The organism is Pseudomonas sp. 1928-m, assembly GCF_029269135.1.
In the GTDB taxonomy this organism is placed as follows: domain Bacteria; phylum Pseudomonadota; class Gammaproteobacteria; order Pseudomonadales; family Pseudomonadaceae; genus Aquipseudomonas.
This window is the reverse complement of record NZ_JARIXO010000001.1, coordinates 215,781-237,897: the sequence shown is the minus strand read 5'-3', so window position 1 is coordinate 237,897 and position 22,117 is coordinate 215,781. Positions and strand designations below refer to the sequence as shown.

The 22,117-nt window shown below is 59.0% G+C and carries 20 protein-coding genes; 4 read left to right on the top strand and 16 right to left on the bottom strand.

The genetic code is table 11. The features are described 5' to 3' along the window. Positions 1–16: 16 nt before the first annotated feature. The 12 genes from atpE to rpmH all read right to left on the bottom strand — a co-directional run bounded on the left by atpE (position 17) and on the right by rpmH (position 10,708). Positions 17–274, bottom strand: a complete 258-nt coding sequence (atpE, locus tag P3C18_RS01045) for a F0F1 ATP synthase subunit C (RefSeq protein ID WP_003097235.1) — start codon at positions 272–274, stop codon at positions 17–19. Between the two features lie 116 nt (positions 275–390). Then, complete coding sequence (gene atpB, locus P3C18_RS01040) at positions 391–1,260, bottom strand: F0F1 ATP synthase subunit A (protein ID WP_275960032.1); 870 nt, start codon at positions 1,258–1,260, stop codon at positions 391–393. A 14-nt stretch (positions 1,261–1,274) separates the two neighbouring features. Next, complete coding sequence (locus P3C18_RS01035) at positions 1,275–1,682, bottom strand: F0F1 ATP synthase subunit I (RefSeq protein ID WP_275960031.1); 408 nt, start codon at positions 1,680–1,682, stop codon at positions 1,275–1,277. 157 nt (positions 1,683–1,839) lie between these two features. Beyond that, a complete protein-coding gene (locus P3C18_RS01030; RefSeq protein ID WP_090378678.1) occupies positions 1,840–2,712 on the bottom strand; it encodes a ParB/RepB/Spo0J family partition protein in 873 nt (290 codons plus the stop codon). A 10-nt stretch (positions 2,713–2,722) separates the two neighbouring features. Beyond that, positions 2,723–3,511 (bottom strand): ParA family protein, encoded by a 789-nt coding sequence (locus P3C18_RS01025; RefSeq protein ID WP_090254191.1) that lies wholly within the window; start codon positions 3,509–3,511, stop codon positions 2,723–2,725. 12 nt (positions 3,512–3,523) lie between these two features. Further along, entirely contained in the window at positions 3,524–4,171 is a 648-nt protein-coding gene (gene rsmG / locus P3C18_RS01020) for a 16S rRNA (guanine(527)-N(7))-methyltransferase RsmG (protein WP_275960030.1), read from the bottom strand. Next, complete coding sequence (gene mnmG, locus P3C18_RS01015) at positions 4,171–6,063, bottom strand: tRNA uridine-5-carboxymethylaminomethyl(34) synthesis enzyme MnmG (RefSeq protein ID WP_275960029.1); 1,893 nt, start codon at positions 6,061–6,063, stop codon at positions 4,171–4,173. Before mnmG ends, rsmG begins: the two co-directional genes overlap by 1 nt. Positions 6,064–6,722: 659 nt before the next feature. Beyond that, a complete protein-coding gene (mnmE, locus tag P3C18_RS01010) occupies positions 6,723–8,090 on the bottom strand; it encodes a tRNA uridine-5-carboxymethylaminomethyl(34) synthesis GTPase MnmE (protein ID WP_275960028.1) in 1,368 nt (455 codons plus the stop codon). Positions 8,091–8,165: 75 nt separating this feature from the next. Beyond that, positions 8,166–9,917, bottom strand: a complete 1,752-nt coding sequence (gene yidC, locus P3C18_RS01005) for a membrane protein insertase YidC (protein ID WP_275960027.1) — start codon at positions 9,915–9,917, stop codon at positions 8,166–8,168. 2 nt (positions 9,918–9,919) lie between these two features. Further along, positions 9,920–10,165, bottom strand: coding sequence for a membrane protein insertion efficiency factor YidD (yidD, locus tag P3C18_RS01000; protein ID WP_275960026.1), 246 nt, complete (start codon positions 10,163–10,165; stop codon positions 9,920–9,922). Then, positions 10,158–10,559 carry a ribonuclease P protein component gene (gene rnpA / locus P3C18_RS00995; RefSeq protein WP_275960025.1) on the bottom strand — a complete coding sequence of 134 codons (402 nt, stop codon included), beginning with the start codon at positions 10,557–10,559 and terminating at the stop codon, positions 10,158–10,160. Before rnpA ends, yidD begins: the two co-directional genes overlap by 8 nt. Positions 10,560–10,573: 14 nt before the next feature. Next, the gene (gene rpmH, locus P3C18_RS00990; protein WP_002551315.1) at positions 10,574–10,708 is read right to left on the bottom strand and encodes a 50S ribosomal protein L34; all 135 of its coding nucleotides are present in this window, start codon (positions 10,706–10,708) and stop codon (positions 10,574–10,576) included. A 523-nt stretch (positions 10,709–11,231) separates the two neighbouring features. Here rpmH and dnaA point away from each other — a divergent pair. Genes dnaA through gyrB form a run of 4 tightly spaced genes read left to right on the top strand, consistent with a single transcriptional unit; the run spans position 11,232 to position 17,368 of the window. Beyond that, complete coding sequence (gene dnaA / locus P3C18_RS00985; RefSeq protein ID WP_275960024.1) at positions 11,232–12,701, top strand: chromosomal replication initiator protein DnaA; 1,470 nt, start codon at positions 11,232–11,234, stop codon at positions 12,699–12,701. A gap of 30 nt (positions 12,702–12,731) precedes the next feature. Further along, positions 12,732–13,835: a DNA polymerase III subunit beta gene (dnaN, locus tag P3C18_RS00980; protein WP_275960023.1), complete on the top strand. Its 1,104-nt coding sequence runs from the start codon at positions 12,732–12,734 to the stop codon at positions 13,833–13,835. Positions 13,836–13,842: 7 nt separating this feature from the next. Then, entirely contained in the window at positions 13,843–14,946 is a 1,104-nt protein-coding gene (gene recF, locus P3C18_RS00975; protein WP_275960022.1) for a DNA replication/repair protein RecF, read from the top strand. Positions 14,947–14,950: 4 nt separating this feature from the next. Beyond that, positions 14,951–17,368 (top strand): DNA topoisomerase (ATP-hydrolyzing) subunit B, encoded by a 2,418-nt coding sequence (gene gyrB, locus P3C18_RS00970; RefSeq protein ID WP_275960021.1) that lies wholly within the window; start codon positions 14,951–14,953, stop codon positions 17,366–17,368. Positions 17,369–17,658: 290 nt separating this feature from the next. On the opposite strand, the gene P3C18_RS00965 is transcribed toward gyrB, so the two are convergent. The 4 genes from P3C18_RS00965 to glyQ form a co-directional block, all read right to left on the bottom strand. Continuing rightward, positions 17,659–18,432 carry a lysophospholipid acyltransferase family protein gene (locus P3C18_RS00965; RefSeq protein WP_275960020.1) on the bottom strand — a complete coding sequence of 258 codons (774 nt, stop codon included), beginning with the start codon at positions 18,430–18,432 and terminating at the stop codon, positions 17,659–17,661. 32 nt (positions 18,433–18,464) lie between these two features. Next, positions 18,465–18,998 (bottom strand): D-glycero-beta-D-manno-heptose 1,7-bisphosphate 7-phosphatase, encoded by a 534-nt coding sequence (gmhB, locus tag P3C18_RS00960; protein WP_275960019.1) that lies wholly within the window; start codon positions 18,996–18,998, stop codon positions 18,465–18,467. 90 nt (positions 18,999–19,088) lie between these two features. Further along, positions 19,089–21,143: a glycine--tRNA ligase subunit beta gene (glyS, locus tag P3C18_RS00955; protein ID WP_275960018.1), complete on the bottom strand. Its 2,055-nt coding sequence runs from the start codon at positions 21,141–21,143 to the stop codon at positions 19,089–19,091. After that, positions 21,140–22,087 (bottom strand): glycine--tRNA ligase subunit alpha, encoded by a 948-nt coding sequence (glyQ, locus tag P3C18_RS00950; RefSeq protein ID WP_275960017.1) that lies wholly within the window; start codon positions 22,085–22,087, stop codon positions 21,140–21,142. The genes glyS and glyQ overlap by 4 nt, the downstream gene beginning before the upstream one ends. Positions 22,088–22,117: the final 30 nt, after the last annotated feature.

Genomic DNA, 22,117 nt, shown 5'->3' with positions numbered 1-22,117 from the left:
TCGTAAATCGAGTGAATTAGCCTGCGATTTGACCAACGAAGGGGTTCGCGAAGGTGAAGAACAGTGCGATACCAACACCGATCATGGTCACGGCGTCGAGCAGACCGGCGACGATGAACATTTTCACTTGCAGCATCGGAACCATTTCCGGCTGACGCGCAGCGCCTTCCAGGAACTTGCCGCCCAGCAGGCCGAAACCAATGGCGGTACCCAGGGCACCCAGGCCAATCAGCAGTGCTACAGCGATAGCGGTCAGACCAACTACAGTTTCCATCTTTCCTCCCGACTTTTTATGTCGTATTGGTTAAGGTTTTCTAAGGTAAAGCGGTAAAGCAAAATCGGTACTTCTGGTTGCCCTTGCGGGCGTCCACTGCGAGCGCCTAAACGCTCTTAGTGGTTGTCTTCGTGCGCCATCGACAGGTAGACGATGGTCAGCATCATGAAGATGAACGCCTGCAGCACGATGATCAGGATGTGGAACACAGCCCACGCCCACTGCAGGGCAATACCCAGCGCGCCCAGCAGCAGACCGCCGCCAAACATGATCGCGATGAGGATAAAGATCAGTTCGCCGGCATACAGGTTGCCGAACAGACGCAGCGCCAGGGAAATTGGCTTAGCGATCAGGGTGACGAATTCAAGCAGGAAGTTGACCGGAATCAGCAGCGCCTGAACCACGATGTTCTTGCTGCCGAACGGGTGCAGGGTCAGCTCGCCGATGAAACCACCGAGGCCTTTGACTTTGATGCTGTAGTACAGGATCAACGCGAAGACCGACAGGGCCAGGCCCAGGGTAGCGTTTGGATCGGTGGTCGGTACCACACGGAAGTACAGGTGCGGGTCGCCGGAGATTTTTGCCGCCAGCATTGGCAGCCAATCTACTGGGATCAGGTCCATAAAGTTCATCAGGAAGACCCAGACGAAGATGGTCAGACCCAGCGGTGCGATCAGCGCGTTGCGGCCATGGAAGGTGTCTTTGACGCTGCCGTCAACGAACTCAACCAGGACTTCAACGAAGTTCTGCAGCTTGCCCGGTTGCCCGGAAGTGGCGCGTTTAGCAGCGGCACGGAACAGCAGGATAAAGAACAGGCCCAACACGACAGACACCGCCAGGGTGTCAACGTGAAATGCCCAGAAGCCCATTTCCTGAGCTTCTTTTGCGTTGTGGGCGAAACTCCAGCCGTTGACCGGGTGCTGACCGTAGGTCAGGTTGGTCAAGTGGTGCTGGATATAACCCGAAGCGGTTTGTGCTGCTGCCATATATCCCTCGAGCGCTAAGGTCTTAAAAGTCTTGTTTTCATCAGCAGGGGTGAAAACCAATTGACCAACTGGGTCAGGAAGAACACGCCAAATACCGCCAGCGGTTCCAGAGGCTTAACACCTGCAAAGGTCAGTGCAAACAACACTGCCGTTAAAACCAGTTTGCCCGCCTCACCGGCATAAAAAGACCGGACGATGGCTTGAGCAGCCCGCGCTCCACTGAAACGGAACGCCTTGTGGGCGAAGTACACGTTCGGTAGCCAGGCAATCAGGCCACCACACAACCCGGAGTAACCGGCTACTGCACCTTGCCACTGCCACAACACCAGGGCCAGCAACAGCAATACCAGCAGTTGCACCAGCAGTACCGGGAAAACAGCCAGACGATGGAAGGGCAGGCGATTCGGCGTGCGAACGTCCATCTTGTTTTCCTGAAAGCTGAACTCGGGCGTCGGCACCTGAAATCAATAACTTGGCATACTTTGTGCCGACGAAATGCGCGCAGAGTATAGGGGCGCTTCCCCCCCCATTCAACTGCCGGGTAGTGATTTCCGACTAGTCGCTACACGCTCAATTGTTTCAACGAATGTGGGCGAGCACACCCTGCAGTTCATCCAGCGAGCTGTAGCTGATCACCAGCTGACCTTTGCCTTTCTGCCCATGCTTGATCTGCACCGGCGAGCCCAGGCGCTCAGCCAGGCGCTGTTCCAGGCGGGTGATGTCCGGGTCTGCTTTGACCACCGCCGCCGGCTTCTCTTTGCTGTTCAACCACTGGCGCACCAGTGCTTCGGTTTGGCGCACAGTAAGGCCGCGTGCGACAACATGTCGCGCACCTTCGGTCTGCTGTTCGGCCGGCAAACCGAGCAAGGCGCGGGCATGACCCATTTCCAGATCGCCATGGGACAGCAGGGTTTTGATCTCTTCCGGCAGGGCAATCAGGCGCAGCAGGTTGCTGATGGTCACCCGCGACTTACCCACCGCATCGGCGACCTGCTGCTGGGTCAGCTGGAACTCCTGCTGCAGCCGCTGCAAGGCCATGGCTTCTTCGATGGGGTTGAGGTCTTCGCGCTGGATGTTCTCGATCAGCGCCATGGCGATGGCGGCTTCATCCGGCAGCTCGCGGACCATGGCCGGAATCTTGTCCAGGCCGGCTTGCTGACTGGCACGCCAGCGGCGTTCACCGGCGACGATCTCAAAACGTCCTTCGCCAATCGGCCGCACCACGATCGGCTGCATCACGCCGTGGGCCTTGATCGACTGCGCCAGTTCTTCCAGGGCAGTGGCGTCCATGTCGCGGCGCGGCTGGTATTTGCCGCGCTGGATCAGGTCCAGGGGCACGTATTGCAGTTCACGGCTGTCGACCTGCGCGGCCTCTTCCTGCAAGGCGCTGACACTGGTGCCGCCCAGCAGGGCATCCAGACCGCGTCCCAGTCCTCGTTTTTTCACAGCCATGGGTATTTCCTTATGCGGTTGCGGTGTGGGCACTTGCGCGCTGGCGGCGTACCAATTCGCCGGCCAGCGCCAGGTAGGCAATGGCACCACGGGATTGCTTGTCATACACCAGCGCCGGCATACCAAAGCTTGGCGCCTCGGCCAGGCGCACGTTACGCGGGATGACCACGTCGTACAGCTGGTCAGGGAAGTGTTGCTTGAGCTGCGCCGACACATCGTTGGTTAGGCTGATGCGCGGGTCGTACATGGTGCGCAGCAGGCCTTCGATCTTCAGCTTGGGATTGAGTATCTCGGCGATGCGCTGAATGCTGTTGACCAGATCACTCAAGCCTTCCAGTGCGTAGTACTCGCACTGCATGGGGATAATCACCCCATCGGCGGCCACCAGGGCGTTGATCGTCAGCATCGACAGCGCCGGCGGGCAGTCGATGAGGATGTAATCGTAATTCTCGCGGATCGGCGCCAGCGCATAACGCAGGCGGCTTTCCTTCATTTTCATTTCCAGCAGCGAGACTTCGGCGGCTGTCAGGTCGCGGTTTGCCGGCAGCAGCTGGTAGCCACCGTGCTCGGAGAACTGCATGGCATCGACCAGGTTGCATTCGCCGATCAGCACGTCGTAGATCGAGTGCTCCAGGCCGTGCTTATCCACACCGCTGCCCATGGTCGCGTTGCCCTGGGGATCGAGGTCGATCAGCAGCACACGGCGCTTGGTTGCCACCAGAGAGGCAGCCAGATTGATGCAGGTGGTGGTTTTGCCCACGCCGCCTTTCTGGTTAGCGATTGCGAATACCTTAGCCATGCTGCGTTCCCCCTAAACCGAGCGACGCAGTATCAACAGATGGCGCTGACCTTGGCAACCGGGAACCTTGAGTACATGGGTGGCGGTGAGACGAAAGTCCGCTGGCAGCGCCTGCAGCTCGTCATCCGGGTGTACGCCTTTCATCGCCAGCCACCGCGTATCGCCGTTTCCTAGGTGCCGGGTCCAGTTGCTGAAATCCTCCAGCGAACTAAACGCCCGCGAACAAATACCAGCAAAGGGCACTTCAGGCCGGAACTCTTCGACACGGCTGTGGATAACTTGCAGGTTGGCCAGTTTCAACTCCAGCTTCACCTGGGTCAGGAAGCGGGTCTTCTTGCCGTTGGAATCCAGCAGGGTGAACTGCCGCTCAGGAAACAAGATGGCCAACGGAATGCCCGGCATACCGCCGCCACTGCCGACGTCCAGCCAGTTATCCCCAGCCTCGGTGACGAAAGGCACCACGGAGAGACTGTCGAGCAGATGGCGCGAAACCATTTCATTCGGGTCGCGCACTGCGGTGAGGTTGTAGGCCTTGTTCCACTTGATCAGCAGGGCCAGGTAGGCCAGCAGCTGTTCGTGCTGCTGCGCACTGAGTGCAACACCCAGCTCCAGCGCGCCCTGGCTCAGTTCTTCGGCGTGACGTGCAGTAACCAACGACATCAGGCGCTGTGCTCCAACTGCTGACCGGCAGTGCGCTTTTTCAAGTGAATCAGCAGCAGGGAAATCGCTGCCGGGGTAACGCCCGGAATCCGCGAAGCCTGGCCCAGTGTTTCTGGGCGGCTGTTACCGAGCTTGTGCTGGATTTCCTTGGACAGCCCGGAAATTCCCGCGTAGTCGATATAGAGCGGCAGCTTAGTGTCTTCACTGGCGCGCAGGCGGGCGATTTCATCCTGCTGGCGGTCGATATAACCGGCGTACTTGGTCTTGATCTCGACCTGTTCAGCCACCTGTGGGTCCTGTGCGCCGCCGCCGGTAATGGCTACCAGCCCGGTGTAATCGATTTCCGGGCGAGCCAGCAGGTTGAGCAGGTTGTATTCGTGGGTCAGCGGCGTGCCGAAGTGCGCGGCAATCGCATCGCCCTGAGTCGTACCCGGGCGGACCCAGGTGCTTTTCAGGCGCTGTTCTTCCAGAGCGATGGCTTCGCGCTTGGTTTCGAACGCGGCCCAACGCACGTCATCGACCAGACCCAACTCGCGGCCTTTCTCGGTCAGGCGCAGGTCGGCGTTGTCTTCGCGCAGGATCAGCCGGTATTCGGCGCGCGAGGTGAACATGCGGTATGGCTCCTGGGTACCCAGGGTAATCAGGTCGTCGACCAGCACGCCGATGTAGGCCTCATCACGACGCGGGCACCAGCTGTCCTTGCCCTGGGCGCGCAATGCGGCGTTGCAACCTGCGAGCAAACCTTGCGCACCGGCTTCTTCGTAACCGGTGGTGCCATTGATCTGCCCGGCGAAGAACAGCCCGGCGATCACCTTGGTTTCCAGGCTGTACTTGAGATCACGCGGGTCGAAGTAGTCGTACTCGATGGCGTAACCCGGACGGACGATATGCGCGTTCTCCATGCCGCGAATGCTGCGCACGATCTGCAATTGCACATCGAACGGCAACGAGGTGGAGATGCCGTTGGGATACAGCTCATGGGTATTCAGGCCTTCGGGCTCGATAAATACCTGGTGGCTGTCCTTGTCGGCGAAACGGTGGATCTTGTCTTCGATCGACGGGCAATAGCGCGGGCCGACGCCTTCGATCACCCCGGAATACATCGGTGAACGATCGAGGTTGGCTGCGATGATTTCGTGGGTGCGGGCGTTGGTATGGGTAATCCAGCAGCTGACCTGCCGCGGTTGCTGCTCGGCGCGACCGAGAAAAGACATCAGCGGCGTTGGCGTATCGCCTGGCTGCTCGGTCATCACCGAGAAATCCACCGAACGGCCGTCGATGCGTGGCGGCGTACCAGTTTTCAGGCGACCGACACGCAGCGGCAATTCACGTAGACGTTGCGCCAGCGCAATCGACGGTGGATCACCGGCGCGGCCGCCAGAGTAGTTCTGCAGGCCTATGTGGATAAGTCCACCGAGGAAGGTGCCCGTGGTCAACACCACGGAATCTGCGAGGAAACGCAGACCCATCTGAGTGACTACGCCTTTGACTTCGTCGTTTTCGACGATCAGGTCATCGGCGGCCTGCTGAAATATCCACAGGTTGGCCTGGTTTTCCAGGGTTTCGCGAATCGCCGCTTTGTACAGCACGCGATCAGCCTGGGCGCGAGTGGCGCGTACCGCTGGGCCCTTGCGGCTGTTCAGTACACGGAACTGGATACCACCTTTGTCGGTGGCTTCAGCCATGGCGCCGCCGAGGGCGTCGATTTCCTTGACCAGATGGCTTTTACCTATCCCGCCAATAGCCGGGTTGCAGCTCATCTGCCCGAGTGTTTCCACGTTGTGGGTCAGCAGCAGGGTTTTTACCCCCATGCGTGCAGCTGCCAACGCAGCTTCGGTACCGGCATGACCGCCGCCGATGACGATCACCTGAAAACGGGAAGGGAAATCCACCACGCACCTCGTGCCTGTTGAGAAATGGGGGGCTTTTTGGGTTGAAAAGCGGGAAAGGCGGCAAGTATAGGGATTTAGCCGGTGTGAAAGAAGCCTTTTGCACAAAAAATAGCCAGCTGGCTTGAGGGCTGTTTGGCCGTGTCGGTTAATAAAGAATAAAAGAGAGAATTTTTATAAAGCCTTGTTTATATGTTTATTACTTAGCAACGGCTTTTCTGTGGATAGATTGCTACAGACCAATGGATTCAGTGTCTACAGCGTTTAAAAAGTCTGTGCTGATCCTGCCATCTGCCTGTTCAGTTGCCGTATGCAAGCTGTGGATTAAATGCATGGTTATCCACAGGGGCGGTTATCCTCCGTTTTATCACCGGGTTATAGGCAGGGCTTAGGCCGGGTTTTCCACAGGGCTTAGGTGGATAAATAAGTGACTGAGCATGCATATTTCGTCCAGGCGAAGGCCTTCCCGAACGACATTAGTTGGGATTTCAGGACGTAGGATGGGTTAGGCGCAGGAAGGGTATTGCGGATGCGGGGCATGATTCGATGCGCCGTAACCCATCAGAATGCACCACGTCATGATGGGTTACGCGACGCGGGAGGACTTGTGTTGCTCGTAGGTTAGGTGTCCTGCGTAGCTAACCTACGCGGCCCGACCCATCCTACTTGCCGATACAGAAGCTGGAAAAGATCCGCCCCAGCAGGTCATCGGAACTGAACGCGCCGGTGATTTCGCCCAGGGCCTGTTGGGCCATGCGCAGGTCTTCAGCCAGCAGTTCGCCAGCGCCGGCCAGGGTCAGCTGAGCATGGCCGTGTTCCAGATGTGTGGAGGCCTGGCGCAATGCTTCCAGATGCCGTCTGCGTGCGCTAAAGCTGCTCTCTGAAGTCTGTTCATAACCCATACAGGCCTTGAGGTGTTCCCTGAGCAGGTCCAGGCCCTCGGTGGATTTGGCCGACAGGCTGATGGTGACGTGGCCGTCATTGCAGACTTCCAGCACCACCGACTCGCCGGACAGGTCGGCCTTGTTGCGAATCAGGGTGACCTTGGCTGGATCAGGCCGCTGGTCGAGAAACTCCGGCCACAGGGCAAAGGGGTCGTCGGCTTCCGGTGCCGTGGCATCCACCACCAGCAGGATGCGGTCGGCTTCGCCAATGGCTTTCAGGGCACGCTCGACGCCGATGCGCTCGACCTGATCTTCGGTGTCACGCAGGCCGGCGGTGTCCACCACGTGCAACGGCATGCCGTCGATGTGGATATGTTCGCGCAGCACATCGCGGGTGGTGCCGGCGATCTCGGTAACGATGGCCGCTTCGCGACCGGCCAGGGCATTGAGCAGGCTGGATTTTCCGGCATTGGGGCGACCGGCGATCACTACAGTCATGCCATCGCGCAGCAGGGCACCTTGGCCGGCCTCACGCAGCACGCCGGCGAGGTCAGCACGCACGCCATCGAGCAGGTTGAGTACGTGGCCATCGGCGAGAAAATCGATTTCCTCTTCGGGAAAATCGATGGCCGCTTCGACATAGATGCGCAGGCTGATCAACCGTTCGGTCAGACCATGCACGCGCCGCGAGAACTCACCCTGCAGCGAGCGCAAGGCATTGCGTGCGGCCTGCTCGGAGCTGGCTTCGATCAGGTCGGCAATTGCTTCGGCCTGGGCCAGGTCGAGTTTGTCATTGAGAAAGGCGCGTTCGCTGAATTCACCCGGGCGCGCCAGGCGTGCGCCGAGTTGTACACAGCGGCGCAACAGCAGATCGAGCACCACTGGCCCACCGTGGCCCTGCAGTTCCAGCACATCTTCACCGGTAAAGGAGTTGGGGCCGGGGAAGTACAGCGCCAGGCCTTCATCCAGTACCTGCTGGGCGTCGGCGAAGAACGGCCCGTAGTGGGCGTAGCGCGGTTGCAACTCGCGTTGGCAGATCGCCTGCGCCAATTTACTGGCCAGCGGCCCGGAAACTCGCACGATGCCCACGCCGCCACGGCCCTGGGCGGTGGCGACGGCGGCAATGGTTTCAGCAACGGGTGGCATGCGCTTCTCCTGAATACGACATAGCAAAACGCCCCTGAAAAGGGGCGTTTGTTACAGCTTAGAAGCAATCACTGCTTAGGCGTCTGCGGCCTTGGCTGCGGCTTCGATCTTGCGGGTAATGTACCACTGCTGGGCGATGGACAAGACGTTGTTGACCACCCAGTACAGCACCAGACCAGCCGGGAACCAGAGGAAGAAGAAGGTGAAGATGATTGGCATCATCTTCAGTACCTTGGCTTGCATCGGGTCCGGCGGCGTCGGGTTGAGCTGCTGCTGGATAAACATGGTCGCGCCCATGATGATCGGCAGGATAAAGAACGGGTCTTTAATCGCCAGGTCAGTTATCCACAGCAGCCATGGGGCCTGACGCATTTCCACGGATTCCAGCAGCACCCAGTAGAGCGCGAGGAATACCGGCATCTGCACCAGGATCGGCAAGCAGCCGCCCAGCGGGTTGATCTTCTCTTTCTTGTACAACTCCATCATCGCCTGGGACATCTTCTGGCGATCATCACCGTGCTGCTCTTTCAACTGAGCGAGTTTCGGTGCAACGGCACGCATGCGCGCCATGGATTTGTAGCTGGCGGCGGATAGAGGGAAGAAGATCAGCTTGATGATCACGGTCAACATGATGATCGACCAGCCCCAGTTGCCGAGCAGGTTGTGGATAACTTCCAGCAGCCAGAAGATCGGCTGAGCCAGGAACCACAGAATGCCGTAGTCGACTGTCAGCTCAAGACCTGGCGACAGAGTCTTCAGATGGCCTTGTAGCTTCGGGCCGGCATACAGAACTGCACTGGTTTCACCCTGAGCGCCGGCAGCAACCTGAATGGCCGGGCCGGTAAAGCCGACAATGTAGTTGCCTTGGCTGTCTTTGCGGGTCTGTACTTGGTTAGTGCTGTCTTTGCTTGGAATCCAGGCAGTGACGAAGTAATGCTGTAGCCAGGCAACCCAGCCTCCTTGAACGGTTTCTTTGAAGGCTTGTTTGTCGATGTCTTTCATCGACACTTTTTTGTACGGCTCTTCGCTGGTCCACAGCGCACCACCGAGGTAGGTCGCAGTGCCGGTCGCAGTGGTGGAGGACGGATCGTCGCTGCCATCACGCTTGAGCTGGGCAAACATGTTGCCGCTCCAGGCCTGACCACTCTGGTTGTCGATCAGGTAGCTGACCGTCACCTGATAGGACGAAGGATCAACGCAGCCAGGTTTCTTCTGCTGCTGTTCCTTGGCGGAACATTCAGCGTTCAGACCACGCTTGAAGGTGAAGCGCTTGATGTAGTTGACGCCGTCTTCGCTGAGCTTGAGGTCAACCTGCAGCTGATCCTGACCATCGGCCAGTTCATAGCTCTTCTGCTCGCTGCTCCACAGAGCACGACCGCTGGATTTATCCGGCGCGTTGCTGCCGATCAAACCGCTCTGCGCCAGGTAGGTACGCTCGCCGCCGTTGTCGAACAGCTGGAACGGTACATCCGGACGATCCTGACGACGCGGGTACTGCGGCAAACGCAGTTGCACCACATCACCACCACGCGGGTCGATGGCCAGATCCAGCACATCGGTCTTCACCCGAATCAGCTCATCGTTGGCTGCAGCCGGTGCAGCACTGATGGCGCTGGGTTCAACAGCCGTGGTGGCGCTCGGAATATCGTCGCTGCCAGCTGGGGTTGAAGTGCTGGCAGTGGTATCCGGCAAGCCGGGTACAGTGCTGCTGGTCGCGGCAATTTCTGTCGGCAGGGCAGCTTGACCGTAGTCCTGGTTCCACTGGAGAACCATCATATAGGACACGATTGCCAGGGCGACGATCAGGATCGAGCGTTGAATATCCATGATTATTCGGCCATCGAAGAGGAACGGGAGGTTTTTGCGCAGGGAACCGGGTCGTAGCCACCGGGATTCCACGGGTGACAGCGGCCAAGCCGACGCAGGGTCAGCCAGCCACCGCGCATGACGCCATGATGTTCAATGGCTTCAAGCGCGTAGCAAGAACAGCTTGGGTAGAAACGACAGTGGCTGGCCATCAAGGGGCTGATGGCGTAGCGGTAGAACTGGATGGGTAGCAATACCAGTTTACGCATGGGGACTGTCGTTCACCCCAGGTGTTGCGACGGCTTCCGGGCTTGGCTTACTGCGTTCGAGGCGTTTCCAGAGTTTGCCAAACTGACGAGCCAGTTCGACATTTTCCAAATCACCAAGGCCTTTACGCGCAACCACCACGATGTCCCATCCCACCAGGTTGTCCTGATTGAGACGGAACGATTCGCGGATCTGGCGTTTCAGACGATTGCGCTCAACAGAGAGCTTGACGCTCTTCTTGCCGATCACCAATCCCAGACGGGGGTGATCAAGTTCGTTGTTGCGCGCCAGCAGCAGGACATTTTTGCCCGGAGCTTTGCCGCTAGGGGAGTCGAAGACTGCCTTGAATTGCCGGGGGGTTAGCAGACGCTTTTCCCGACTGAAGTCTCGACTCACCACAAGACCGAAATTTAGACGGCGAGACGCTTACGGCCCTTGGCGCGGCGACGCGACAGGACAGCACGGCCGTTCTTGGTGGCCATACGAGCACGGAAACCGTGGGTGCGAGCGCGTTTGATAGTGCTGGGTTGGAAAGTACGTTTCATGGTGCGGTACCTGGGTGGTCGACTACGGGCCGGAATGGCCCCCGTTTTAAGAGACCGGCAATTCTAGAGAAACCCGAGGGTCAGGTCAATTTCCAACCAGGCTTTTCCTGCATAAAGAAATATAAAGAAGAGAATATTTAAAGATGTTTAGTAATGTTAGTAGCTATTAGCTGGCCATCGATCTGTGCATAAGTGCTTGAAGGCCAACAGCTTAGCGCTGTTCAGCCAAGGGTAAGTCTGTCGAAAAGGCGTGCTGCAACTGTGTGGAAGCCGTCCATAAGCTGAGGATGGAATGTCATTTTACCCACAGCAGGGTTTTCCACCGGGTTTCACCCCGGGTTATCCAGCGAGCTTATGGGCGGTTATCCACAGCCTTTCTCGAGCCTTGCGTTATAAGCCTCCAACGCTAATAACACGTTGATTTTCCTTGCGCATAAGCAAGCTTACATGTGGATAACTCAAGCCTCGGCGGCTACAATGACGGCTGTTTTTTGCCTCGCGCCTTGCGATTTAGGGGATATCCGTGTCTGTGGAACTTTGGCAGCAGTGCGTCGAGCTTCTGCGCGATGAGCTGCCTGCTCAGCAATTCAACACCTGGATCCGTCCACTGCAGGTCGAAGCCGAAGGCGACGAGCTTCGCGTTTATGCGCCGAACCGTTTTGTCCTCGACTGGGTCAATGAAAAGTACCTCAGCCGTTTGCTTGAGTTACTCAGCGAACGGACCAACGGTCTGGTTCCTGCGCTCTCCTTATTAATAGGCAGCAAACGCAGTTCGGCTCCTCGTGCGGCGCCGGTCAGTACGCCGTCAGCTGCGCCGAGCGCGCCTGCATCCAGTCCGGTTGTGACAGCCGCAGCTGGCCCTGCCCAGGCAGAACCTTCGCGCGCAAGCTTCGATCCCATGGTTGGTGCGGCTAGCCAGCAGGCGCCGGCCCGTACTGAGCGCACGGTACAGGTCGAAGGCGGGTTGAAGCACACCAGTTACCTGAACCGCACCTTTACCTTTGATAACTTTGTCGAAGGTAAATCCAACCAGTTGGCCCGCGCGGCTGCCTGGCAGGTGGCGGACAACCCCAAGCACGGTTACAACCCGCTGTTCCTTTATGGTGGTGTGGGCTTGGGTAAGACTCACTTGATGCATGCGGTGGGTAACCACCTGCTGGCGAAGAATCCGAATGCCAAGGTGGTGTACCTGCATTCCGAGCGTTTCGTCGCGGACATGGTCAAGGCCTTGCAGCTGAATGCGATCAACGAGTTCAAGCGCTTCTACCGTTCGGTGGATGCGCTGCTGATCGATGACATTCAATTCTTCGCCAAGAAAGAGCGTTCCCAGGAAGAGTTTTTCCACACCTTCAACGCCTTGCTCGAAGGTGGTCAGCAGGTGATTCTCACCAGTGACCGCTACCCGAAAGAAATCGAAGGCCTGGAAGAACGTCTTAAGTCGCGTTTCGGTTGGGGCCTGACGGTTGCCGTCGAGCCACCTGAACTGGAAACCCGCGTGGCGATTCTGATGAAGAAGGCCGATCAGGCCAAAGTCGACCTGCCGCACGATGCTGCCTTCTTTATTGCCCAGCGCATCCGCTCCAACGTACGTGAGCTGGAAGGTGCATTGAAACGCGTTATCGCCCACTCGCACTTCATGGGCCGGGACATTACCATCGAGTTGATCCGCGAGTCGCTCAAGGACCTGTTGGCCCTACAGGACAAGCTGGTCAGCATCGACAATATCCAGCGCACGGTCGCCGAGTACTACAAGATCAAGATTTCTGATCTGCTGTCCAAGCGCCGTTCGCGTTCAGTCGCGCGCCCGCGTCAGGTGGCCATGGCTTTGTCGAAAGAGCTGACCAACCACAGCCTGCCGGAAATTGGTGATGCCTTCGGCGGCCGCGATCACACAACGGTATTGCATGCATGCCGTAAGATTGCTGAACTTAAGGAATCCGACGCGGACATCCGCGAGGACTATAAGAATTTGCTGCGTACGCTGACAACCTAATACGCAACTCACTAGGCAAGGGACTAGACCATGCATTTCACCATTCAACGCGAAGCCTTGTTGAAACCTCTGCAACTGGTCGCCGGCGTCGTGGAACGCCGTCAGACCTTGCCGGTTCTCTCTAACGTGCTGCTGGTGGTCGAAGGCCAGCAGCTGTCGCTGACCGGTACCGACCTGGAAGTCGAGCTGGTTGGTCGCGTCACTCTGGAAGAGCCTGCGCAACCCGGTGAGATCACCGTGCCGGCGCGCAAGCTGATGGACATCTGCAAAAGCCTGCCGGCTGACGCCCTGATCGATATCCGTATCGACGAGCAGAAGCTGCTGGTCAAAGCCGGCCGTAGTCGCTTCAGCCTGTCCACCCTGCCCGCCAATGATTTCCCCACTGTTGAAGAAGGCCCAGGCTCGCTGACCTTCAGCCTGGTGCAAAGCCGCCTGCGCCGCCTGATCGAACGCACCAGCTTTGCCATGGCCCAGCAGGACGTGCGCTATTACCTCAACGGCATGCTGCTGGAAGTACAGACCGGCATCCTCCGCGCGGTGGCCACCGACGGTCACCGTCTGGCCATGTGCTCTATGGAAGCGGCGATTGAGCAGGTTGAACGCCACCAGGTCATCGTGCCGCGCAAAGGTATTCTCGAACTGGCTCGTCTGCTCACCGAGCAGGACGGCAGCGTCAGCATCGTTCTTGGCCAGCACCACATCCGCGCCACCACCGGCGAGTTCACCTTCACCTCGAAACTGGTCGACGGCAAGTTCCCGGACTACGAGCGTGTGTTGCCGCGTGGTGGTGACAAGCTGGTGGTTGCTGATCGTCAGGGTCTGCGTGAAGCGTTCAGCCGTACCGCGATTCTGTCCAACGAAAAGTACCGCGGTATTCGCCTGCAACTGGAATCTGGCTTGCTGAAAATTCAGGCCAACAACCCGGAGCAGGAAGAAGCCGAAGAAGAGATCGCCGTGGACTATAACGGCAGTGCATTGGAAATCGGTTTCAACGTCAGCTACCTGCTCGACGTGCTGAGCGTGATGACCACCGACCAGGTGCGCCTGATTCTCTCCGATGCCAACAGCAGTGCCTTGGTACAGGAAGCAGACAACGACGACTCTTCCTATGTCGTTATGCCGATGCGTCTGTAACCGCTGAATGTCCCTTACTCGCTTTACCGTCACCGCGGTGCGTAATCTGCACCCGGTGACCCTCTCTCCCTCCCCGCGCATCAACATCCTCTCCGGCGACAATGGCAGCGGCAAAACTAGCCTGCTCGAAGCCATTCATCTGCTGGGTCTGGCTCGCTCCTTTCGCAGCACTCGCCTGCTTCCGGTCATTCAATACGATCAGCTCGCCTGCACGATTTTCGGTCAGGTGCAGATGTCTGATGGTCGGCAAAGCAATCTGGGGGTTTCGCGGGATCGTCAGGGCGAGTTTCAGATTCGTATCGACGGGCAGAATGCGCGCAGCGCTGCGCAACTTGCCGAGACCTTGCCGCTGCAACTGATCAATCCGGACAGCTTCCGTCTACTTGAAGGTGCGCCGAAGATTCGTAGGCAGTTTCTCGATTGGGGAGTGTTCCACGTGGAACCTCGGTTTCTGCCGGCCTGGCAGCGCCTGCAGAAGGCCCTGCGTCAGCGGAACTCATGGCTGCGGCATGGTACACTTGACGCCGCTTCGCAGGCGGCCTGGGACCGAGAGTTGTGCCTGGCCAGCGACGAAATAGACGGTTATCGGCGTGCCTATATCCAGGCCCTGAAACCGGTTTTCGAACGCACCCTGAATGAGCTGGTTGAGCTGCAAGGTTTGACCCTCAGTTACTACCGCGGTTGGGATAAAGAGCGCGAGCTCAATACGGTGCTTGCCTCTACCCTCGCCCGCGATCAGCAACTGGGTCACACCCAGGCAGGTCCGCAGCGCGCCGATTTAAGGCTGCGTTTAGGGGCACACAATGCTGCCGAGATACTCTCGCGCGGCCAGCAGAAATTAGTTGTATGTGCCCTGCGCATTGCGCAGGGCCATTTAGTCAATCAGGCCAAGCACGGCCAATGCATCTATCTGGTGGATGACCTGCCGTCAGAACTGGATGAACAGCACCGCCGTGCGTTGTGCCGATTGTTGGAAGACTTGCACTGCCAGGTGTTTATCACCTGTGTAGACCATGAATTGTTGAGGGAAGGCTGGCGCACGGATACGCCAGTTGCCATGTTCCACGTGGAACATGGTGGCATTACCCAGACCCACGACCACCGGGAGTGAAGGCATGAGCGAAAACCAAACGTACGACTCCAATAACATTAAGGTCCTCAAGGGCCTGGATGCCGTACGCAAGCGGCCTGGTATGTACATCGGCGATACCGACGATGGCAGCGGTCTGCACCACATGGTGTTCGAGGTGGTCGACAACTCGATTGACGAGGCGTTGGCTGGGCATTGCAGCGAAATCACCATCACCATCCACCCGGATGAGTCGATCAGCGTGCGCGATAACGGCCGTGGTATTCCGGTCGATATGCACAAGGAAGAAGGCGTTTCCGCAGCTGAAGTGATCATGACCGTGCTGCACGCAGGCGGTAAGTTCGATGACAACAGCTACAAGGTTTCCGGTGGTCTGCACGGTGTGGGTGTGTCCGTGGTTAACGCCCTGTCCAAGGAACTGATCCTGACCATCCGCCGTAGCGGAAAGATCTGGGAACAGACCTACGTGCACGGCGTGCCCCAGGCACCGATTGCAGCGGTCGGCGACAGCGATGTTACCGGTACGCAGATCCACTTCAAGCCGTCCGAAGACACCTTCGCCAATATCCATTTCAGCTGGGACATTCTGGCCAAGCGTCTGCGCGAACTGTCGTTCCTCAACTCCGGCGTAGGCATCCTGCTCAAGGATGAACGCAGCGGCAAGGAAGAGCTGTTCAAGTACGAAGGCGGTCTGCGTGCCTTCGTTGAATACCTCAACCACAACAAAACCCCGGTCAACCAGGTGTTCCACTTCACCGTTCAGCGTGAAGACGGTGTCGGCGTAGAAGTCGCCCTGCAGTGGAACGACAGCTTCAACGAGAACCTGTTGTGCTTCACCAACAACATTCCACAGCGCGACGGCGGCACTCACCTGGCCGGTTTCCGCTCGGCGCTGACGCGTAACCTGAATACCTATATCGAGCAGGAAGGTCTGGCCAAGAAGCACAAGATCGCCACCACCGGTGACGATGCCCGCGAAGGCCTGACCGCAATTATTTCGGTAAAAGTACCGGACCCGAAGTTCAGCTCGCAGACCAAAGACAAGCTGGTTTCCAGCGAAGTAAAAACTGCGGTCGAGCAGGAAATGGGTAAGTACTTCTCCGACTTCCTGCTGGAAAACCCCAACGAAGCCAAAGCAGTGGTCGGCAAGATGATCGACGCTGCGCGCGCTCGTGAAGCGGCGCGTAAGGCTCGTGAAATGACCCGTCGTAAAGGCGCACTGGATATCGCCGGGCTGCCGGGCAAACTGGCCGACTGCCAGGAAAAAGACCCTGCCCTTTCCGAACTCTATATCGTGGAAGGGGACTCCGCGGGCGGCTCTGCCAAACAGGGTCGTAACCGCAAGACCCAGGCGATCCTGCCGCTCAAGGGCAAGATCCTCAACGTCGAGAAAGCGCGTTTCGACAAGATGATTTCCTCCCAGGAAGTCGGCACCCTGATCACCGCCCTGGGCTGTGGTATCGGCCGCGATGAGTACAACATCGACAAGCTGCGCTACCACAACATCATCATCATGACCGACGCCGACGTCGACGGTTCGCACATCCGTACCCTGCTCCTGACCTTCTTCTTCCGCCAGCTGCCGGAATTGGTCGAGCGTGGCTACATCTACATCGCTCAGCCGCCGCTGTACAAGGTCAAGAAGGGCAAGCAGGAGCAGTACATCAAGGACGACGAGGCCATGGATGAATATATGACCCAGTCGGCCCTGGAAGACGCCAGCCTGCACGTCAACGAAAGCGCGCCCGGCCTGTCTGGCGAGGCGTTGGAGCGTCTGGTCAACGATTACCGCCTGGTGATGAAGACCCTCAACCGTTTGTCGCGCCTGTACCCGCTGGAGCTCACCGAGCACTTCGTCTACATCCCGCGCGTGGAAACCGAGCAACTGGCGGACAAGGCAGCCATGGAGCAATGGCTGGGCCTGCTTGATGCGCGCCTCAAGGGGATGGAGAAGTCCGGTCTGATCTACAAAACCAGCCTGCACGAAGACCAGGAGCGTCACCTCTGGCTGCCGCAGGTGGAACTGGTATCCCATGGGGTCTCCAGCTACATCATCTTCAACCGCGACTTCTTCGCCAGTAACGATTACAAGACCGTTACTACCCTGGGCGATCAGCTCAACAGCCTACTGGAAGAAGGTGCTTTCGTGCAGCGCGGCGAGCGCAAGAAGCACGTCAGCACCTTCAAGGATGCACTGGCCTGGCTGATGGCGGAAAGCACCAAGCGCCACAGCATTCAGCGCTATAAGGGTCTCGGTGAAATGAACCCGGATCAGCTCTGGGAAACCACCATGGACCCAGAAGTACGCCGCATGCTCAAGGTGCGTATCGAAGACGCGATCGCTGCCGATCAGATCTTCAACACCCTGATGGGGGACGCTGTAGAGCCGCGTAGGGACTTTATCGAGACCAACGCCTTGGCCGTGTCCAACCTGGACTTCTAAACGGCCTGAAGGAGGCCAGAGCGCTTTCTGGCCTCTGCATAAGAAGCCCCTGCTGATTAACCTCAGCAGGGGCTTTTTTGTTCCACATGGAACATGCAGCTGCAATGCGACGGCTACGGAGATTTGATCGATAAAAAAGCCGGCACTAAGGCCGGCTTGAGATTGCGCTGGAAAACTTATGCACGAAACACGGTTAGCCAGACCTTGATGAAAACTGCTTATGAATCATTGCCTTGAAAGGCTTAATGGCACTCTGCCGGTATTTCGCGCACAGGTTATCCACAATTGGCCTAGGCTGGCTCCTGGGTTTCCAGCGGTTGGCTCTGGGCATCCAGTGAGCCGATATCGCGTTGCGCCTGGCTGACCCAGGCAAAGGCGCGGTCGTTAAGTTCGGCGATGGCGCGTGGGCCTGTGCCTTCGGCGTACATCGGTGGGCCGATAATCACCTGCACGGTGCCGGGGGTTTTACGCCAGCCCTGCTTGGGCCAGAACTCGCCGGCGTTGTGCGCGATTGGCAGCACCGGCAGGTTGGCATTCACTGCCAGGGAGGCGCCGCCACGGCTGAACTTGCCGATCTGCCCCGGTGGAATACGTGTGCCTTCCGGGAATACTAGCACCCAGGCGCCCTGCCCCAGACGTTTGTGGCCGAGTTTGGCCAGCTGTTTTAGCGCCGCTTTGGGGTTACTGCGGTCAATGGCGATGGGCTTGAGCATGGCCATCGCCCAGCCGAAGAACGGCACATATAGCAGCTCGCGCTTGACCACCTGGCTCAGCGGTTCGAAATAGCCGCAGAGGAAGAAGGTTTCCCAGGTGCTCTGGTGTTTGGCGAGAATCACGCAGGGCTTATCGGGGATATTCTCCAGGCCCTTGATCTCGTAGTTGATGCCGACCACCACCTTGGCCAGCCAGGTGGCGCAGCGGCACCAGTTCTGCACGACAAAGCGGTAGCGTGCACGAAACGGCAGAAAGGGTGCGACGAAGACGCTGAGGGTGCACCAGAAGAACGAGCTGGAAGCCAGCAGCAGATAGAAGAGGAAGGTTCTGAGGGTCTGCACTGTCGACATGGGAGCTTTTACCGTCGCAGGCAGAGCCTGCTTTATAAGTGGAGAAGCTGAGCGGCAACCGCCGCCAGATCATCGAATACCAGGGTGCCCGCTGGCAATCCTTTGGCCAGGGTGCGTTCGCCCTTGCCGGTCTTTACCAAAACTGGCTGACAGTCGACGGCGCCGGCCGCTGTCAGGTCACCGCTGCTGTCACCGACAAACCACACGCCCTTGAGTGCTACGCCATAGTACGCAGCAATCTGCTCAAGCATGCCGGGTTTCGGTTTGCGGCAGGTGCAGCCTTCATCTGGGCCATGGATGCAGTGCACGATCAGGCCCAGCTCACCGCCCTGCGCCGCCACCAGTTCGCGCAGGCGTGCGTGCATGGCCTCCAGCGTGGCCAGGTCGTAATAGCCCCGGGCAACCCCGGATTGATTGGTGGCCACGGCGACCGTCCAGCCGGCTTGCGACAGGCGCGCGATGGCTTCGATGGCGCCGGGCAATGGAATCCATTCGGCGACGCTTTTGATATAGGCGTCGGAGTCGTAATTGATCACGCCGTCGCGGTCGAGAATCAGCAGTTTCATGGGGGAATCCGTAACCGGTTGGCGGTGATGGCCGCCAGCCGGTAAAGGTGATGATGGGCTGCGCGCAGCCCACCGGACAATCAACAGGCGTTAGCCGAGTACCGAAATATCCGCCACACCGAGGAACAGGCCACGCAGCTTGGCCAGCAGCGCATAACGGTTGGCGCGCACAGCGGCGTCTTCGGCGTTGACCAGTACGGCCTCGAAGAAGGCATCCACTGGCTCACGCAGGTTGGCCAGTTGGCTCAGCGCCAGGTTGTACTGGCGCGCTGCGGCCAGCGGCCGTACCGCATGTTCGGCCTGCTGGATGGCGGCGTTGAGGGCGAACTCGCTGGGGTTGTCGAAGTGATGGGCTTCGACGCTGGCCGCGACCTGGCCTTCGGCCTTGCTCAGCAGGTTGGACACGCGCTTGTTCGCTGCAGCCAGAGCGGCCGCCTGCGGCAATGCACGGAAAGCCTGCACGGCCTGCACGCGCTGATCGAAGTCCAGCGGCGAGGTCGGGCTGACCGCACGCACAGCCTGGTACACGGCCACGTCGACGCCTTCGTCTTCGTAGCGAGCGCGTAGTCGGTCGAAGATAAAGTCCTGCACCTGAGGAGCCAGGCCATCGGCCTTGATCTTGTCGCCGAACTGGCCGATGGCGAAGCCGACGGCTTCAACCAGGTCCAGATCCAGCTGCTTCTCGATCAGGATGCGCAGCACACCGAGGGCGGCACGGCGCAGGGCATAAGGGTCCTTGCTGCCGGTGGGCAGCATGCCGATGCCGAAGATCCCAACCAGGGTATCCAGCTTGTCGGCCAGGGCCACGGCGGCACCGGTGAGGGTACTCGGCAGCTCAGCGCCGGCGCCGCGCGGCATGTACTGCTCGTTCAGCGCCAGGGCCACGTCTTCAGCTTCGCCGTCATGCTTGGCGTAGTAGTAACCGGCGATGCCCTGCATTTCCGGGAACTCGCCGACCATCTCGCTGGCCAGGTCGCACTTGCAGAGGATGCCGGCACGCGCCGCGCGGGTGGCGTCGCCACCGATGCGCTGGGCGATAAAACCAGCCAGGGCCGAGACACGCTGGGCTTTGTCGTAGACCGAGCCGAGCTGGGCCTGGAATACCACGTTGGCCAGACGCTGGTTGAAGCTTTCCAGCTTCTGCTTCTTGTCCTGCTTGAAGAAGAATTCAGCGTCGGTCAGGCGCGGACGCACCACCTTCTCGTTGCCGGAAATGATCTGTGCCGGGTCTTTGCTCTCGACGTTAGCCACGGTGATAAAGCGCGGCAGCAGCTTGCCGTTGGCATCGAGCAGGCAGAAGTACTTCTGGTTGTCCTGCATGGTGGTGATCAGCGCTTCCTGCGGCACTTCGAGGAAGCGTTCCTCGAAGGAGCAGACCAGTGGCACTGGCCATTCGACCAGGGCGCTGACTTCATCCAGCAGCGCTGGCGGCACGATGGCAGTGCCCTGCTCTGCTGCAGCCAGTTCATTGACCCGCGCGATGATCTGCGCGCGGCGTTCGGCGAAGTCGGCAATCACATAGGCGCTGCGCAGGTCTTCGGCGTAGTTGGCCGGCGCGCTGATACGCACCTCGTGGTTGGCGTGGAAGCGATGGCCACGGGACACCCGGCCGGCTTGCTGGGCGAGGATTTCGCAGTCGATCACCTCGTCACCGAACAGCATCACCAACCACTGGCTCGGGCGGACGAATTCAGTTTTGCGCGCGCCCCAGCGCATGCGCTTGGGAATCGGCAGCTCGTTCAGCGAGGTTTCGACGATGGCCGGCAGCAAGCCAGCCGCAGCCTGGCCCGGAATGCTCTGGCTGAATTTCAGCTTGGGGCCGCTCTGGTCGATCTGGCTCAGCTCAACGCCACACTTCTTGGCGAAGCCCAGTGCTGCCTGAGTCGGGTTGCCGTCCTTGTCGAACGCCGCCTGTACGGGTGGGCCGTCGAGGTTCTGGGTGCGATCAGCTTGCTGCTCTTCAAGCTGCTCAATCAGCACGGCCAGGCGGCGTGGCGCAGCGTAGTAGCGCACGTGGCCATAGTTCAGGCCGGCAGCCTTCAGGCCTTTCTCGATACCGGCGAGGAAGGCCTCACCGAGGGTTTTCAGGGCTTTTGGTGGTAGCTCCTCGGTGCCCAGTTCTACCAGGAAATCACGCGCACTCATTCTGCTGCCTCCAGCTTGGCCAGTACTTCATCACGCAGGTCGGGGGCGGCGAGCGGGAAGCCCAGTTTGCGCCGCGCTTGCAGGTAGCTTTGCGCCACCGAACGGGCCAGGGCGCGCACGCGCAGGATGTACTGCTGACGCGCGGTCACCGAGATGGCTCGGCGCGCATCCAGCAGGTTGAAGGTGTGCGAGGCCTTGAGCACCATCTCGTAGGTTGGCAGCGGCAGCTCCAGCTCGATCAGGCGGTTGGCTTCGCTTTCATAGAAGTCGAACAGCTCGAAGAGTTTCTCGACGTTGGCGTGTTCGAAGTTGTAGGTCGACTGCTCCACCTCGTTCTGGTGGAACACATCGCCATAGGTGACCTTGCCGAACTGGCCGTCGGTCCACACCAGGTCGTACACCGAGTCGACACCCTGGATATACATGGCCAGGCGCTCGAGGCCGTAGGTGATCTCGCCGGTCACCGGATAGCATTCGATACCGCCAACCTGCTGGAAGTAGGTGAACTGGGTGACTTCCATGCCGTTCAGCCAGATTTCCCAGCCCAGACCCCAGGCGCCGAGGGTTGGCGATTCCCAGTTGTCTTCGACGAAGCGGATGTCGTGCACCAGCGGATCAATGCCGATGGCTTTCAGCGAGCCTAAGTACAGCTCCTGGAAGTTTTCCGGGTTCGGCTTCAATACCACCTGAAATTGGTAGTAGTGCTGCAGGCGGTTGGGGTTTTCGCCGTAGCGGCCGTCAGCCGGACGACGGGAAGGCTGCACGTAGGCGGCGTTCCAGGTCTCTGGGCCAATGGCACGGAGAAACGTGGCGGTGTGGAAGGTGCCCGCGCCAACTTCCATATCGTAGGGCTGCAACACCACACAGCCCTGCTCGGCCCAGTACTGTTGCAGGGCGAGGATCAAGTCTTGGAAGGTGCGCACGGCAGGCGTAGTCTGGCTCACAAATTTCACCCGTACTTTGGCGGCTTCAGA

What these genes read in the sequence shown, in the direction of transcription:
- gyrB (WP_275960021.1), top strand. Translation starts at nt 14,951, where the DNA reads ATGAGCGAAAACCAAACGTACGACTCCAATAACATTAAGGTCCTCAAG.
- mnmE (WP_275960028.1), bottom strand. Translation starts at nt 8,090, where the DNA reads ATGCCACCCGTTGCTGAAACCATTGCCGCCGTCGCCACCGCCCAGGGC.
- recF (WP_275960022.1), top strand. Translation starts at nt 13,843, where the DNA reads ATGTCCCTTACTCGCTTTACCGTCACCGCGGTGCGTAATCTGCACCCG.
- P3C18_RS01025 (WP_090254191.1), bottom strand. Translation starts at nt 3,511, where the DNA reads ATGGCTAAGGTATTCGCAATCGCTAACCAGAAAGGCGGCGTGGGCAAA.
- dnaN (WP_275960023.1), top strand. Translation starts at nt 12,732, where the DNA reads ATGCATTTCACCATTCAACGCGAAGCCTTGTTGAAACCTCTGCAACTG.
- atpE (WP_003097235.1), bottom strand. Translation starts at nt 274, where the DNA reads ATGGAAACTGTAGTTGGTCTGACCGCTATCGCTGTAGCACTGCTGATT.
- atpB (WP_275960032.1), bottom strand. Translation starts at nt 1,260, where the DNA reads ATGGCAGCAGCACAAACCGCTTCGGGTTATATCCAGCACCACTTGACC.
- P3C18_RS01035 (WP_275960031.1), bottom strand. Translation starts at nt 1,682, where the DNA reads ATGGACGTTCGCACGCCGAATCGCCTGCCCTTCCATCGTCTGGCTGTT.
- yidD (WP_275960026.1), bottom strand. Translation starts at nt 10,165, where the DNA reads ATGCGTAAACTGGTATTGCTACCCATCCAGTTCTACCGCTACGCCATC.
- glyS (WP_275960018.1), bottom strand. Translation starts at nt 21,143, where the DNA reads ATGAGTGCGCGTGATTTCCTGGTAGAACTGGGCACCGAGGAGCTACCA.
- rpmH (WP_002551315.1), bottom strand. Translation starts at nt 10,708, where the DNA reads ATGAAACGTACTTTCCAACCCAGCACTATCAAACGCGCTCGCACCCAC.
- P3C18_RS01030 (WP_090378678.1), bottom strand. Translation starts at nt 2,712, where the DNA reads ATGGCTGTGAAAAAACGAGGACTGGGACGCGGTCTGGATGCCCTGCTG.
- rsmG (WP_275960030.1), bottom strand. Translation starts at nt 4,171, where the DNA reads ATGTCGTTGGTTACTGCACGTCACGCCGAAGAACTGAGCCAGGGCGCG.
- P3C18_RS00965 (WP_275960020.1), bottom strand. Translation starts at nt 18,432, where the DNA reads ATGTCGACAGTGCAGACCCTCAGAACCTTCCTCTTCTATCTGCTGCTG.
- yidC (WP_275960027.1), bottom strand. Translation starts at nt 9,917, where the DNA reads ATGGATATTCAACGCTCGATCCTGATCGTCGCCCTGGCAATCGTGTCC.
- gmhB (WP_275960019.1), bottom strand. Translation starts at nt 18,998, where the DNA reads ATGAAACTGCTGATTCTCGACCGCGACGGCGTGATCAATTACGACTCC.